The following is a 14898-nucleotide window of genomic DNA, read 5'->3' on the forward strand; positions in this document are numbered from 1 at the left end:
GCTATGGGGCAATCGCATGAGCAAACAGTTTACTCACCTGGCCAGCCCGGGTCAGATCGGCAAGTTAACGCTGAAAAACCGAATGCTGGTCAGCGCGATGGGCGTCAACCTCGCCGAAAAAGACGGCACCTGTGGCGATCGAATCATCGACTATCATGAACGTCAGGCCCGCGGCGGCGCGGGGCTCATCGTTTTGGGCGTTACCGGCGTGGCCTGGCCCAGCGGTGGTAATTTACCGCTCCAGGTAGCTATCTCAGACGATCGTTTTATGCCCGGTTTGCAGCGTCTGGCAGACGCGGTACACCAGCATGGTGCCAAGCTCGCCAGCCAACTGCATCATGGCGGCATGGTCGCCGTACAGGACAGCAAGGAAGGTCGTCCACTGTGGGTGCCGTCGTATCCTGCCAAAGGCAACAGCGATCTGTTTGACAGCATGCTGGAAACCGAATTTTCGGCCTTTATGGACCCAGATGCACCTCCCATTGAACTGCATGTAATGACGCAGGAAGATATTGATACTCTAATCGCCCAATTTGCTGCAGCGGCAGAGCGCTCAAAACGCGCAGGTCTGGATGGCTGCGAAATTCATGGCGGCCACGGGTATATTATCTCTGAATTCCTGTCACCCATGACCAATCAGCGTGACGACAACTATGGCGGCAGCCTGGAAAATCGTGCGCGCTTGCTCTTGGAGATTATCACCGCTATACGTGCCGCAGTAGGGCCGGATTTTCCATTATGGGTGAAGCTGGACTCCGAGGAATTTGGTCAGTCGGAAGGCATCTCTTTGGCAGACGCCAGAGCCACCGCCATTATGGTTGAAGCCGCTGGCGTAGACGCGATCACCGTCACCGCCTACCACGACACCGGTCGTGGTGCGTTGCACTCAGAGTCCAACATTCCACACGTACCCGAGCGCATGGTCGCCAACGCTATCGCCATCAAAAACAGTGTTGGTATTCCGGTGATCGCCTCTGGTCGGATTGAGCCGTCGGCAGCCAACCGCCATATCAGTCAGGGCCACTTCGATTTTTTGGGCATGGGCCGCAAACTGCTGGCGGACCCCGACCTGCCGAACAAGGTCTGCGCCGATACCCCGGAGCAGATTCGTCCCTGTGTCTACTGCTACTGCTGCGTCAGTCAAATTTACGTGTTGCAACCGGTTAAGTGTGCGGTCAACCCCGAAACAGCGTACGAGAAATCTCGAGAGCTGGTGCTCGCCAGCGACAGCAATCGGCATTTCGCGGTTATCGGCGGCGGCCCTGCCGGCATGGAAGTAGCGCACCGCTTGTCCGCTCGTGGCTTCCGGGTAACCCTGATTGAAAGCGGCGATCGTCTCGGTGGCACACTGCAGTTTGCCAGTATTGCCTATCCGCCCAACCAGCGCTTACTGGACTGGTTGCGCCTGCAGACCCGACAGTCCAACACCGAGGTGTTACTGAACACGCGCGCGGATACGGCGCTGTTGAAACGGCTGGGCGTCGATGAAGTGATTGTCGCAACCGGCGCTCAGCGCGATATGCCGGATATAGACGGCAGCGAGCAGGACTTTGTGTTTAGCGGCGATGAGATGAGAGCTCTGGTGCTAGGCGAAAAACACCCCAACCTGCCGCGTAAAACTTCCAGCCTGACGCGACTGCTGGTCAATGCCGGCGTCGCCACAGGGGTGACCAAAAACAGCTGGCTGGTGCGTCAGGCTAGCAAAGTGTGGCTACCTTTGGGCAAGGAAATAACTATTATTGGCGCCGAACTGGTCGGCCTCGAGCTGGCCGAGTTTCTGGCCGAGCGCGGTCGTAAAGTAACCGTTATCGAACCCTCGTCGCGCGCCGGTAAGGGCCTCTATCTGGTAAGACGTATGCGCTTACTCGCTGAGTTGGACGAATTAGGCGTAGTGATCATCAAAAACGCCAAAGATATTGCCATCGCCGACCATCAGGTCAGTTATATCAATTACCGCGGCCAACAGCGGCACCTGGAAACCGATCACGTGATCGTAGCTCAGGGCGCAACCGGGAATACAGAGCTCGCTGAGCAGCTAGAAAGCGCAGGGTTTACCACCCACACCATTGGCGACTGCAACGGCGTGGGCTATATCGAAGGCGCCATAGAATCGGCCGCTGAATTGGCGGTACAGCTGGGCTAATTGTTAACCGAAGAAGAGCAACATTATGGGTATCTATGCAGTAACCGGAAGTGCCAGCGGCATAGGGCGCGCGGTAACAGAACAACTAAAGGCGCAAGGCCATGAGGTTATCGGGGTCGATCTGCGCGATGCCGACATCACTGTCGACTTATCCGACCCCGCGCAGTGCCAGCAGGCTGCGGCCCGCATCACCGAGCGTGCCCAAGGCAGCCTTGACGGACTGGTGCCCTGCGCTGGAGTAGGCCCTGAGACAGCGCGCATTGAGTTGATTCCACTCATCAACTATTTCTCCACTATTGATTTGGTCATGGCGCTGCGGCCGGCGCTGGCCGCATGCCACGGCGCGGTGGTACTGATCAGCTCCAACTCTGCACAAATGATGACCTATGATCAAGATTATGTAGAGGCACTGCTCGCCGACGACCGCGAACTGGCCGTGACGCGGATCAAAGCCCTGGATGGGCAAACCGCCTACGGCGGTGGTAAACACGCACTCGCGCGCTGGATGCGAACCAATAATGCCGAGTTTGCCAGTAGCGGCATCCGCATGAACGCCGTCGCCCCTGGCTACACCGAAACCGCAATGACCGAAGCCGGCCGCAACGACCCGGTCTACGGCGACGCTATCCGCGAGTTTGTCCAGTCCATACCCATCGGTCGGCCGGGCTTACCAGAAGATCAGGCCAACGCCATCAGTTTCCTGCTCAGTGAAAAAGCCAGCTTTATCTCAGGGTCTGTATTGTTTGTCGATGGCGGCCACGATGCTGTATTTCGCAATAACAGCTTCTAAGCAAGGCGCCGCGATCTGAACCATTGCAAGAGGCCAGCGCGGGGTTGCGGCTTAACTGGTTCAGGCCCACAATAAAGTTTCAGCGAGATACCAACATAAAAATAAAGGTAGCGAGCCATGAAACTAGGGAAGATTTTCAAACCGGGTCGAATCATTTTGGCGAGCAGCTGCCTGACGTTAGTACCCACTCTGCCAGCTTCAGCGCAAGACAGCTCGGGAGTGCTGGAAGAGCTTCTCGTCACCGCCCGTAAGCAAGAGCAGAATTTGCAGGATGTCTCAGTGGCGGTCTCACTGCTGAGCGGCAAAGCGCTGGCTGAGGCTCACCTGCAAAACGCAGGGGAATTAAGCACGCTGATACCAACCCTGAACCTGCAGGATAGCTCAGATCCCAGTACCTCCTCATTCAATATCCGTGGCATCGGCACCCGCACCTTCAGCTCTGGTGTTGAGCCCAGCGTTTCAACCATGCTCGATGGTGTGGTAATGGCGCGCTCCGGCATGTCCTTTATCGACCTGATTGACGTCCAAAGGGTAGAAGTTCTGCGCGGGCCGCAAGGTACCCTCTATGGTAAGAATGCCTCCGGTGGCGTTGTACACATTATTACCCGCGATCCCACTGAAGAGTGGAGCGGCACTGTCGCAGCAACCGCTATTGAGCAGGACGAGTATCGACTGGATGGCACCGTATCGGGACCACTGTCAGACACAATCGGCCTGCGTCTAACCGGGTCGGCAGTGGATGATGATGGTTGGGCCAGCAACGCCTTCACTGGAGAAAACGTAAACAACCGCGAGAGCTGGAGTCTGCGCGGCAAATTGGCCTGGGACATCAACGACAGCTGGGACTTACTGTGGAGCAGCGATATCAGCGACAGCGAATGCAACTGCACGGCGCTGAGTCTGCGCTCTATTATGGAATCCCGAGCTCAAGATGCTCTGATCGCCGAACAGCTACCTGTGGTGGCGAGTGACAGCAATCAGGACGTTAACAACGACGAGCAGACAATCAGCAATACGGAGGCGCAGGGCCACTCATTGACCGTAAACTGGGCGCCCAGTGAGCGCTATGTCGTTACCTCTATCACCGCCTGGCGCGGGTGGAAGAGCGAATCCATTGTTGATCTTGACCGCCGCCCCAGCAATCCACTGCAACTGAGTTTTCCGGAAATACCCAGCACCGATCTGGAGCAGTTTTCACAAGAGCTACGCGTTGCATCAAGCGGGCTGGACTGGGGTTCATTTGTAGTGGGTGCATTCTACTTTGATCAGACTATTGATACTGGCAACGTCACCACGACAGCATTGTTTGAACCCTTTCTTCCCGCCACTACCCGCACCACTGAGACCAGTGTCGACAGTGAAAACTATGCTCTGTTCGGCGAGGTCACATTCAGTCTCAACGAGCAGTGGGCACTGACGCTGGGCGCTCGCTACACCCGCGACAAACTCAGCTACGCCACTGACCAGCAGGGCACCGATAATCTGGTCTTCCCACCGGAGGTCACCACCGCCTACGACGTTGATGAAGACAACTTCTCTCCCAAGGTGGCACTGCAATGGGACATCAACGACAGACATATGACCTATGTCAGCTATACCATGGGCTACAAAGGGCCAGCCTTTGACCTGGCCAGCGCGGTTGGCCGAGAGGCCGTCGACCCGGAGACCAGTGATGCCTTTGAGCTGGGCTGGAAATCGACCTGGGCTGATGGTCGACTGGCACTAAACGTAGCGGCGTTTCATGCCACTTACGAAGATTTTCAGGTCGAGTCCTACGTCGATGACGACCTCGGGGGCCTGTTGCCCGCTGGGATTCGGTTGGTCAACGCCGCTGAAGTTTCCACCCAGGGTATCGAGATAGATATTATCAGCCAACCGCTGGATGGCTGGACGTTAACTGCCGGCTTCGCCTGGACTGATGCCAGCATCGATGATTTCCCCAGCGCCCCCTGTGGTGCCGGACAGCAATTTCGCGACGAGTGTCCTGACGGTTTTCAGGACCTCTCTGGCGCCACCTTACCGACCACCCCCGAATACCGGTTGACGCTGGCCACCAGCTATTTGTGGGAGCTGGAGAATCTGCCCTTCAACATGATTTTCGCCGGTAATTTGCGCGCGCAGGACGAGGTGCAGTATGGCATTGCGCAAGACCCGTTTACGGTGCAAGACGCCTACACCATTGTCGACCTCAGTGCAGCCATTGCCGGTAAACAGACCCGCTACAAAGTCACCGGGTTTATCAAAAACGTGTTTGACGAGGACTTCGCCAGTATTATCTTTGGCAATCCGGCGGCGTTATCGCCCCATGCCTATGTGCAATTGGTGCCCAAATATGCGCGTCGTACCGCCGGCGTAGAGTTGCGCTATGACTTCTGAGACAGCGACAGCAGCTTAGCTGAGCAGCACAACGCTGCGGCCGGTAGTTTTCTTGTCGGCGAAGTCCTGCACCGCCTGTGGCAGCTTGTCGAAGCCGCAGGTCTGGCCTACGATGGCTCGAATACGTCCGGCCTGATAGCGTACAATAATCTCTGCATGGATAGACTGCCCCAGCTCGGCGGAAGCAAAGTTCCAACCCATGCCCTGCTTGAGAAAGTCCGAGGTAGCAGGATCCGCATAGGCCAGCAACACTCCGCACAATTTGATATTACTCAGCGCCACACGCCGGGGCACGATAAACGGTTGATCGGCAACCGCCTTGTTCGAAGCGAAGCCCATCATCAAATACCGACCGTTATAAGCGGTGCAGGCCATAGAGGCCTCCATCACTGACTCACCAATATTGTCGAAAACCACTTCTACTCCACGTTGCCCGGTGGCCTCCAGAACCTGCGCTGACCAATCTTCAGCCTTGTAATCCAGCGCCAGTTCAGCACCCAACTCGAGGCAAAAGTCGCGCTTCTCCTGCGTACCCGCGGTCGCTATTACACGCGCACCTGCATCGCAGGCCAATTGAATCGCGGCCGAGCCAGAGCCACCCGCGGCAGCGTGAATCAGTACGGTTTCACCGGCCTTTAGCTCAGCTCGATCGAACAAACCCAGCCAGGCCAAATGGAAGGGAAAATACAGCGCAGCAGCATCGGGGAGCGGAATATCAGCTGGCATCTCGAATGCCGATACCGTCGGACAAATAGCATACTCAGCGAAGCCTCCATGGGCGCCGCCGGGCATCGCGACAACCCGCTTACCAAGCCATTCCTCCGCGCCTTCACCGCAGGCCTCTACTGTACCCAGTACTTCCATTCCGGCGGCATAAGGCAGCTCTGGCTCCACCATCATATTGCCACCCATGACCCGCTCCAGATCATTGAGATTTAGCGGAATCGCCTCAACTTTCACGCGTAGTTCACCCGCGTTGGGTTCAGGAATATCCACTTCGTCCAATTGCAAAGCTTGCAAGGGTGCTCCATAGGCTTGTGTGCGCCAGGTCTTCATCTACTGTCTCCTTAGCTTCGTCAGGCCGCGATTAATATCAGATCGCGTAATGCACGTTACAACAATGGAGCTTGCCGCGCACGGACTTCGACGGCCTCCGCAATGTATACAGGTGACATGTACAGGGCCGGTAAAGCAGTCTAGTATTTGCAGTCATCGCAAAACTTCCCCACTGCTAACAAAAACAAAAGGAACCCCAGATGCTCGATTACCTGATAAAGGACGCCACCATCGTTGATGGCAGTGGCGCAGCACCTTTCACTGGCGACATCGGCATTGCAGACGGAAAAATAACCGCCGTTGGCAAGGTCAATGATAGCGCCAAGGAAACTATCGATGCGCAGGGCGCTCACGCCACCCCCGGTTGGGTGGATGTACACACCCACTTTGATGGTCAGGTTAGTTGGGATGACAAAATGGACCCGTCGGCCAGCCACGGTGTAACCAGCGTGGTCATGGGCAACTGCGGCGTTGGATTTGCGCCAGCGCCACCGGGTGGCGAGCAGCGCCTGATAGAACTCATGGAGGGCGTAGAAGACATTCCCGGCACCGCGCTCTACGAAGGCATCGAGTGGGGTCGCTGGGAAACCTTTCCTGAGTACCTCGACTACATCGCCGGCCGCAAGTATGCACTGGACATCGGTACCCAGATTCCCCACAGCGCCGTGCGCAATTACGTTATGGGCGAGCGAGCTCTGCTGCACGAGGATGCCACCGCTGAGGATCTGGCTGCAATGCAGCAGATAGTCGCCGAAGGTTTACAGGCTGGAGCGCTGGGTTTCTCTACCTCGCGCACCGCCGGCCATCGCGCGGTTACCGGTGAAGCCATTCCCGGTACCTTCGCCGAGAAAGCCGAATTAATGGCAATAGCGGAGGCCATGCGGTCCGTCAACAAAGGCGTCTTTCAGGCAGTTCCCGCCGGCGTGGTGGGCGAATTGGCCGGACCGGAAAAGTACACCACAGAGCAGGAGGTAGAGCTGTTTGCCGAAGTCGCCCGCGCCAGCGGCCGCAACTGCACATTTACGCTCGCCCAGAATGGTGATCGCCCGGATCAATGGCGCAACTGCCTGGAAATCATTCATAAAGCTAATGCTTCGGGTTTGAATATGCGCGCTCAGATTGCTACCCGGCCCATTGGCTTCGTCACCAGCCTCAAGTCCTACCACATGTTTAGTCGGCGCAAGACCTACCTGGATCTCGAGCATCTGCCGTTTGACCAATTACTGGCACAGCTACACCAGCCGGAGGTCAAAGCCGCCATTCTTACCGACGATGACATAGTGCCGGACCAACCCGGCAGTATGCAGCATCTCTACGGCCTGATGGGTATGACAGCTGCCATGATGTTTCCCATCGAACAGCCCATCAACTATGAGCCAGAAGTCTCGGCTAATATCGGCTCATTGGCGGCGCTGGCAGGTCGTGAAGTCAACGAATTCATGTACGACTTCCTGATTGGCAACGGTGGCAACAACTTTGCCATCTTGTTAGGGGCCAATTTTGTCGACGGCAACTTCGATGTTATTCATGAAATGATCACCCACCCGGACACCATTATCGGGCTCAGTGATGCCGGCGCCCACGTTAACCTGATCTTTGATGCCGTCGGCCCCACCTACCAGCTCACCCACTGGGTGAGAGATCGTAGCCGCGGCCCCAAGCTCCCCATCGAGCTTATCGTGCACAAGCAAACCGGCGCCAATGCAGCCTTGTTCGGCATGCACGACCGGGGGCTGCTGGCACCAGGGCTGCGCGCTGACATTAACCTGTTTGATTTGCAGGCGCTGAGTCTGGGTGAATTGCGCGTGCACAATGATCTGCCCGCTGGCGGTAGCCGCATACTGCAATCTGCCAAAGGCTATTTGAACACTTTCGTTGCCGGCGTCAAAACCCGTGAGAACGACCAAGACACTGGCGCCCGACCCGGCCGCCTTATTCGCGGCTAGGAGCAGCCAAACATGTCAGTACTCGAAACTTTCAAACTCACCGGCAAGGTTGCGGTGGTAACCGGCGGCGGCAAAGGCATAGGTCGCGGTATAGCCCTGGCGCTAGCTGAGGCCGGCGCTGATGTGGCTATTGCGGCGCGCAACGGCGACGACCTTGCAGCCGTGGCCAAAGAAATTGAGCAACGCGGACAGCGCGCCCTGGCCGTGGTCACCGATGTCACTAATATCGCAGCGGTACAGCAACTGGCGGAGCGCACAACTGCAGAACTCGGTCGCCCCGATATCTGGGTCAATAACGCCGGCGGATTACCAGACGCAACTCCACGCTACTTGAGCCGCACCTCTGAGGCCAACTGGGACGCGCAGATAGACCTCAACCTCAAAGCTGTCTGGAGCGGCGCCGTGTGTGCGGCCAAAGCCATGGGCGCAGAGGCGGGAGTAATCATCAATATTTCATCCCGCACTGCGTACGGCGCACAACCGAAAAATGGTCCCTATGCAGCCTCTAAAGCCGCCACCAACAGCCTGACCAAAACCTTATCGGCAGAACTGGCGCCCAATATTCGTGTCAATGCAATCGCTCCCGGGCCAGTGCCGACCCAGAATTTTTACGAAAGCACCGGCACCAGTGCAGAACAGATACCGCAAATGGAAGCCTCAATGAGGATACCTCTGGGCCGCGTTGGCAGCGTCGAAGACATTGGTGCTGCTGTGGTGTTTATGGCATCACCTGCCGCCTCATGGATTACCGGACAATGCTTGTATGTGGACGGAGGGATGTAACGCACATAGGCGATAAGCCCGGTACCGGATACAGTACGTTGATCACAAAATCAGGGGTGTCATCTTGCATCGCTTATTACGCGTGATATTTTAAGGTGATCAATATCAAAGTTGGTTTAGTTTAAAGTGCAAACGCTACTATTAAGCATGAGTGCAGGCGGCGACTGATGCTGCGCTTTTTTACAATCGGCAGGACCATTGCGATCTTTTTGGGGTTGTTGTTTTTGGTGGGTGCTGCTGGCTTGACCTTGTTTTTGGTAGATCAAAAACGGACTACCCTGCATGATCAAGCGGTTGAGGGCGCAGTCTGGTTGTCGCAGTCCGGCATTCAGCAGCAACTTGCCATTCAATTTGGCGATCAGAAAGTCATGCAAGAGTTTCTGCAACGCTTCCTGAACCGACCACTGATAGCCTCAGCGGCCATTTTCACCGCTCAGGGTAAGCTGATAGAGAGTCGTGATAGAAGCGGTGAAACCGGCGGCTCAGTAGCGGCATTCTCTCGCGTCAGGGGCATCTCCAACGTACAAGATATTGTTGAGCAAACATTGCCAGATGAGCTCACCGGCAAACCCTTTCTCAACCTTTCAATACCCGTATTTTCTTACGCCAACCCCATGCTCTATGGTGCGGATAAGGACGTTTTCGTCCGCGAGCTAGCGCAAGCCCGCAATCAGGGCGCACAGCATGTGCTGGGCTACTATCAGCTGGGTATCGACCTGAGCAGCCTGGAAAACGAATTGCTGGAATACACCTGGCGCGTAGGACTGACCTGCCTTGGCTTCTCCTTGCTGGCGTGCATTATCCTGGTATTGATTACCCGTAAGATCAGCGCACCGCTGTCGAATCTGGCGCAACTGGCCAGCGACATCAGCGCCGGGCGACTCGACCGCAGTTTTAAGGCTCGTGGCACCGGTGAAGTCTACAAGATCGGAGCCATGCTCAACATGGTGCTGGCCGAACTCAATTCTTATAAAACCCGCATGGACGTCGACAACAACCTGCTCAGCATGAAGGTTGAAGAACGCACCGCTCAGCTTTCAAAGCGTAACGATGAATTGAACAAGGCCGTCGCACAGGTTACCCGCACCAAAAATCGCCTGCGCCAGTTGGCTTACTATGACAGCCTGACATCACTGCCTAACCGGCAGCTATTCTCAGAACAGCTGCAGTTACTACTCAATATCGCCAAACGCGACAACATCAAGATCGCGCTGCTATTTCTGGATCTGGACAATTTCAAACGCATTAACGACTCACTCGGGCACAATGCCGGCGATGCGCTGTTGCGTGAAGTGGCCGCTCGCCTGTCCGGCTGTATTCGCGAGAGCGATCTGATCTCGCAGTATTTCGATAACGAGTCGCGCATTGACATTTCAAGACTGGGCGGCGACGAATTTACGGTGGTGCTGCACAAGCTTGAGGAGAAGGGCATAGCTGGCGTAGTTGCCGAACGTTTGCTCGATGCACTGCAAACACCGATGATTATCGAAGGCCATGAAATAGTCATCACGCCCAGCATCGGTATTGCCGTAGCGCCAGACGATGCGGATAGCGTAGAGGGCCTGCTGAAAATGGCAGACACCGCTATGTATCATGCCAAGACCACCGGCAAGAACGGCTATCGATTTTACTCAAGCGCCATGCGCGGTACCGGAGTCGGCCGCTTGAAGCTGGAAGCAGAACTGCGCAAAGCCATCGATCAACAGGATATGGTTCTTCATTACCAGCCACAGGTAGATGCCAGAACTGGGGAAATACTGGGGGCCGAGGCGTTGGTCCGCTGGAATCACGCTGAGCATGGAATCATCTACCCGGACCGTTTTATACCGCTCGCCGAGGAGATGGGCCTGATCGTCCAGCTAGGAGCATGGACTCTGCTCGAAGCCTGCCGCCACAGTATACAGATGCGTGATCTGGGCTTGAAGCTACCCAAGGTATCGGTCAACGTTTCCAGCCTGCAGTTCAATGCGGCCTTTATTGAAATGGTGGAACAGGTTCTGAAAGAAACCGGCATGGAGCCGCAGTACCTGGAGCTGGAGTTGACCGAAGGCGTCATCATGAGCAATGCCCGCAGCTCAACCGAAGCACTACTGCAGCTGAAGAATTTGGGCGTGTCGCTATCAGTAGACGATTTTGGTACCGGCTATTCATCCCTCAGCTACCTCAGTCGCTTTCCACTGGACGAGCTCAAGATCGATCGCAGCTTCGTGATCGATTACAACAAAAGCACCAATGGCGCGAAGCTGGTCAGCGCCATCATCGCCATGGGGAAAAGCCTCAACCTGTGCACAGTGGCCGAAGGCGTCGATCATAACGATCAGTTTCGCTTTCTATCGGCGCAGGGCATCGATGTCATTCAGGGCTACCTGTTCAGCAAACCCAAGCCCAGAGACGAATTCATGTTGCTCCTGAAAAGTAATCCCTACCCGCAGCAAATTAAGGAAATACTGAGTCAGCAGGATTGATAGCCACGCTCTCTATTTGATATCAACCCATAACGCCCAAGCCGGCAGCAGCGTCATTCCCATAGCGCGAACGCGACAACGTGGTATTGTCCTAAAAAAGGGGTAGTAGCTTATGGAATTGAAAGAAAAAGTAGCCGTAATTACTGGCGGCAGCGGCGGAATTGGCCGAGCAATGGCAGAGGCCTTTCTAACCGAGGGCGCCCGCGCCGTCATATTGCTGGATCTCGACTTGAGTAGCGTGCAGGCAGCCGCCACCGCCTTGGGTTGTGAAGGGCAGGCCTGCAACGTAACCGACGAGGAGCAATTGTCCGGCGTCATTGACGATATCCTGCAACGCCACGGACAAATAGACCTGTTCTGCTCAAATGCCGGGTCAGCGTCACCGGGCGTACTCACCGACGCCGCGAACGAAGACTGGCAGCAACAGTGGGATTTACACGTCATGGCTCATCTGTACGCGGCACGAGCGGTGCTACCGGGCATGATTGAGCGCGGTCAGGGTTATCTACTCAACACTGCCTCAGCAGCCGGTTTACTGGCCGCCATCGGCTCAGGACCCTATACCGTGAGCAAAGCCGCAGCCGTAAAGCTGGCAGAATTTCTGGCCATAACCCATGGCGATGACGGTATTGGGGTCTCGGTACTGTGTCCGCAGGGTGTCAACACGGCCATGGCACCAGCCAGTCTGGGCGACGGCCAGACCGATGGCATTATTGAAGCCAGCGAGTTGGCGGCAACTGTGGTGGAAGCGCTGCGTGAAGAGCGCTTTCACGTGCTACCCCACCCTGAGGTGGCCGACTACGTGCGCCGCAAAGGCGAAGATGTAGACCGCTGGTTGCGTGGTATGCGCCGTCTACGCGCCCGCTCTCAGGAGTAAGTCAGTCCCCGATACTGCTACCACAGGGCTAGACTTGTGGCCCACAGCAGTCTAATTTACCCACCCTATTGGCAGCAGCCCGAACTAAAGCGAAGAGGCACACCATGAATATTGATTTTTCCCCTGAAGAACAGGCGTTCCGCGATGAAGTGCACGCGTTCCTGCAGGACGAACTACCGCAAGATATTAGCGAGCGAGTAAAACTGGGCCTGCATCTTGAAAAAGAAGATTACGTACGCTGGCAAAAGATTCTCAATCAGCGCGGCTGGGTAGCACCCAATTGGCCCGTGGAGTACGGCGGCACTGGCTGGAGCTCGACCCAAAAATATATCTGGGAGAACGAACGCACCATGGCCGGGGCACCTGAGGTGATAGCGTTTGGTACCAAAATGGTGGCGCCGGTTATTTATACCTTCGGTACCGATGAGCAAAAAGAACAGTTTCTACCAGACATCTTGGCCAGCAATGTGTGGTGGTGTCAGGGCTATTCTGAGCCGAATTCCGGTTCCGACCTCGCCTCACTGCGCACCAGCGCCGTGCGCGATGGCGATGATTACATCGTCAATGGCACCAAGACCTGGACAACATTAGGACAATATGCCGACTGGATGTTTTGTCTGGTGCGCACCGGCGGACCCGAGGTCAAAAATCAGCAGGCAATTTCATTCTTGCTTATCGATATGACCACCCCCGGCATTACAGTTTCACCTATCTACCTGCTAGACGGCACTCGCGAAGTTAACGAAATACATTTTGAAAATGTACGGGTACCGGTCAGCAACCGCATCGGTGAGGAGAACGAGGGCTGGACCTACGCCAAGGTTCTGCTCACGCACGAGCGCACCGGTACCGCCAACGTTGCCAATTCCAAGAGTCGTCTGGCCAGCCTGAAAGAGCGCGCAGCCCAGTCACCACTGGCCACCGACCCTATCTGGCAGCAAAAAGTTGCCGATGCCGAAATAGAATTGCTGGCACTCGAATATACAGAATTGCGCACTCTGGCGGCAGTCAGCACCGGCAAGGCGCCAGGCCCTGAGTCCTCTATTCTCAAACTAATTGGCACCGAAGTGCTGCAGGCGATCGACGAATTGAATGTGGAACTGGCAGGTTATTACGGTTCGGCATTCGTGCCAGAGCAGTTTGAACCGGACTATAACGATATCATGATTGGCCCGGACCAGACCGCAAACAGTGCGCCGACCTATTTCAATCACCGCAAGACCACTATCTACGGTGGCAGCAACGAGATTCAGACCAACATCATCTGCAAGGCCATCCTGGGTCTGTAACGGAGAATTAGCATGGACTTTTCATACAACGAAGAACAGCAGATGCTGAAAGACAGTGTCGGTAAGTTTGTCAGCCAGGACTACGACTGGGACAGTCGGCGTGCCATCGTGGACAGCGACAGCGGTTATAGCAGCGCGCACTGGAAGCTGTTTGCGGATTTGGGCTGGCTCACGGTCCCATTTCTGGAAGCCGACGGCGGTCTGGGTGGCAGCGCCGTAGACCTGATAGTAGTGATGGAAGAAATGGGTAAAGGACTGGTGGTAGAGCCGTTTATGGCCAACACCGTGCTAGCCGGTGGCCTGCTGTCTGCACTGGCGGACAGCGGTCAGAAAGAAGCGCTGCTGGCGCCCTTGATGGCCGGCGAACTGCAGCTCGCGCTGGCCTTTGCCGAAACCGAAAACCGCTACGAGCTAAACCAGATTGCCTGTGGCGGTGAGATTAACGGCGACACGCTGGTCATCAACGGCCACAAATCGATGGTCCTGAATGGCGGTGTTGCCCAGCAGCTATTGGTTGCTATACGCACCTCCGGTAAGCCAGGAGATGACAGCGGTATCAGTATCGCGCTGGTGGACGCCAGTGCAGCCGGTGTAAATCGTAAGGAATATACCACTGTGGATGGTCAACGAGCCGCTGACATCTGGTTTGAAAGTGTCTCGATTCCGGTAACTGCGCTAGTCGGAGCAGACGGCGGCGCTTTGTCAGCACTGCAAGCCACCATTGACCGTGCTGCCTTGGCGGTGTGTGCAGAAGCAGTCGGCGCCATGCAGGTATCGCTGACCAAAACCGTGGAATACAGTAAAATACGCAAGCAGTTTGGCGTTAGCCTGTCGACGTTTCAGGCGCTGCAGCACCGTATGGCACGCATGTTCATGGAAGTTGAGCAGGCTAAATCGATTTTGCTGATGGCTGCCATGGCTATGGATCATGCCGGTGGTTATGCCCCGCGTGAGCTGTCGGCCGCCAAAAGCCGCATCGGCAAAGCCGCTCGCAAGGTCTCCCAGGAGTCAGTGCAAATACACGGCGGTATTGGGGTTACCGATGACTTGGATGTGGGCCACTATTTTAAGCGGCTGACCAGTATCCAGTATCTGTTTGGCAGTACCGATTGGCACACCCGGCGCTTCGCCGCTGCCTGATGGCGAACACTGAGCAGCGGGCGCGGATAGCGC

General features: G+C 56.0%; 10 protein-coding genes. 9 read left to right on the top strand and 1 reads right to left on the bottom strand.

Annotated features, from left to right (window positions below; all coding sequences use genetic code 11):
* Positions 1-16 precede the first annotated feature (16 nt).
* The 3 genes from EYC98_RS02120 to EYC98_RS02130 all read left to right on the top strand — a co-directional run bounded on the left by EYC98_RS02120 (position 17) and on the right by EYC98_RS02130 (position 5309).
* Positions 17-2143: an oxidoreductase gene (locus EYC98_RS02120; protein WP_279243652.1), complete on the top strand. Its 2127-nt coding sequence runs from the start codon at positions 17-19 to the stop codon at positions 2141-2143.
* A gap of 25 nt (positions 2144-2168) precedes the next feature.
* Positions 2169-2933, top strand: a complete 765-nt coding sequence (locus tag EYC98_RS02125) for an SDR family oxidoreductase (protein WP_279243653.1) — start codon at positions 2169-2171, stop codon at positions 2931-2933.
* 117 nt (positions 2934-3050) lie between these two features.
* Complete coding sequence (locus EYC98_RS02130; RefSeq protein WP_279243654.1) at positions 3051-5309, top strand: TonB-dependent receptor; 2259 nt, start codon at positions 3051-3053, stop codon at positions 5307-5309.
* Between the two features lie 15 nt (positions 5310-5324).
* On the opposite strand, the gene EYC98_RS02135 is transcribed toward EYC98_RS02130, so the two are convergent.
* The gene (locus EYC98_RS02135) at positions 5325-6365 is read right to left on the bottom strand and encodes a quinone oxidoreductase family protein (protein ID WP_279243655.1); all 1041 of its coding nucleotides are present in this window, start codon (positions 6363-6365) and stop codon (positions 5325-5327) included.
* Between the two features lie 200 nt (positions 6366-6565).
* Here EYC98_RS02135 and EYC98_RS02140 point away from each other — a divergent pair, with 200 nt between their 5' ends.
* The 6 genes from EYC98_RS02140 to EYC98_RS02165 all read left to right on the top strand — a co-directional run bounded on the left by EYC98_RS02140 (position 6566) and on the right by EYC98_RS02165 (position 14865).
* Positions 6566-8311, top strand: a complete 1746-nt coding sequence (locus EYC98_RS02140) for an N-acyl-D-amino-acid deacylase family protein (RefSeq protein ID WP_279243656.1) — start codon at positions 6566-6568, stop codon at positions 8309-8311.
* Positions 8312-8323: 12 nt separating this feature from the next.
* Positions 8324-9094 carry an SDR family NAD(P)-dependent oxidoreductase gene (locus tag EYC98_RS02145; protein WP_279243657.1) on the top strand — a complete coding sequence of 257 codons (771 nt, stop codon included), beginning with the start codon at positions 8324-8326 and terminating at the stop codon, positions 9092-9094.
* 167 nt (positions 9095-9261) lie between these two features.
* Positions 9262-11559: an EAL domain-containing protein gene (locus EYC98_RS02150; RefSeq protein ID WP_279243658.1), complete on the top strand. Its 2298-nt coding sequence runs from the start codon at positions 9262-9264 to the stop codon at positions 11557-11559.
* Positions 11560-11671: 112 nt separating this feature from the next.
* Positions 11672-12436 (top strand): SDR family oxidoreductase, encoded by a 765-nt coding sequence (locus EYC98_RS02155; protein WP_279243659.1) that lies wholly within the window; start codon positions 11672-11674, stop codon positions 12434-12436.
* Between the two features lie 104 nt (positions 12437-12540).
* Complete coding sequence (locus EYC98_RS02160) at positions 12541-13725, top strand: acyl-CoA dehydrogenase family protein (RefSeq protein ID WP_279243660.1); 1185 nt, start codon at positions 12541-12543, stop codon at positions 13723-13725.
* A 12-nt stretch (positions 13726-13737) separates the two neighbouring features.
* A complete protein-coding gene (locus tag EYC98_RS02165) occupies positions 13738-14865 on the top strand; it encodes an acyl-CoA dehydrogenase family protein (protein ID WP_279243661.1) in 1128 nt (375 codons plus the stop codon).
* Positions 14866-14898: the final 33 nt, after the last annotated feature.

The organism is Candidatus Litorirhabdus singularis, assembly GCF_026262625.1.
GTDB lineage: Bacteria > Pseudomonadota > Gammaproteobacteria > Pseudomonadales > Halieaceae > Litorirhabdus > Litorirhabdus singularis.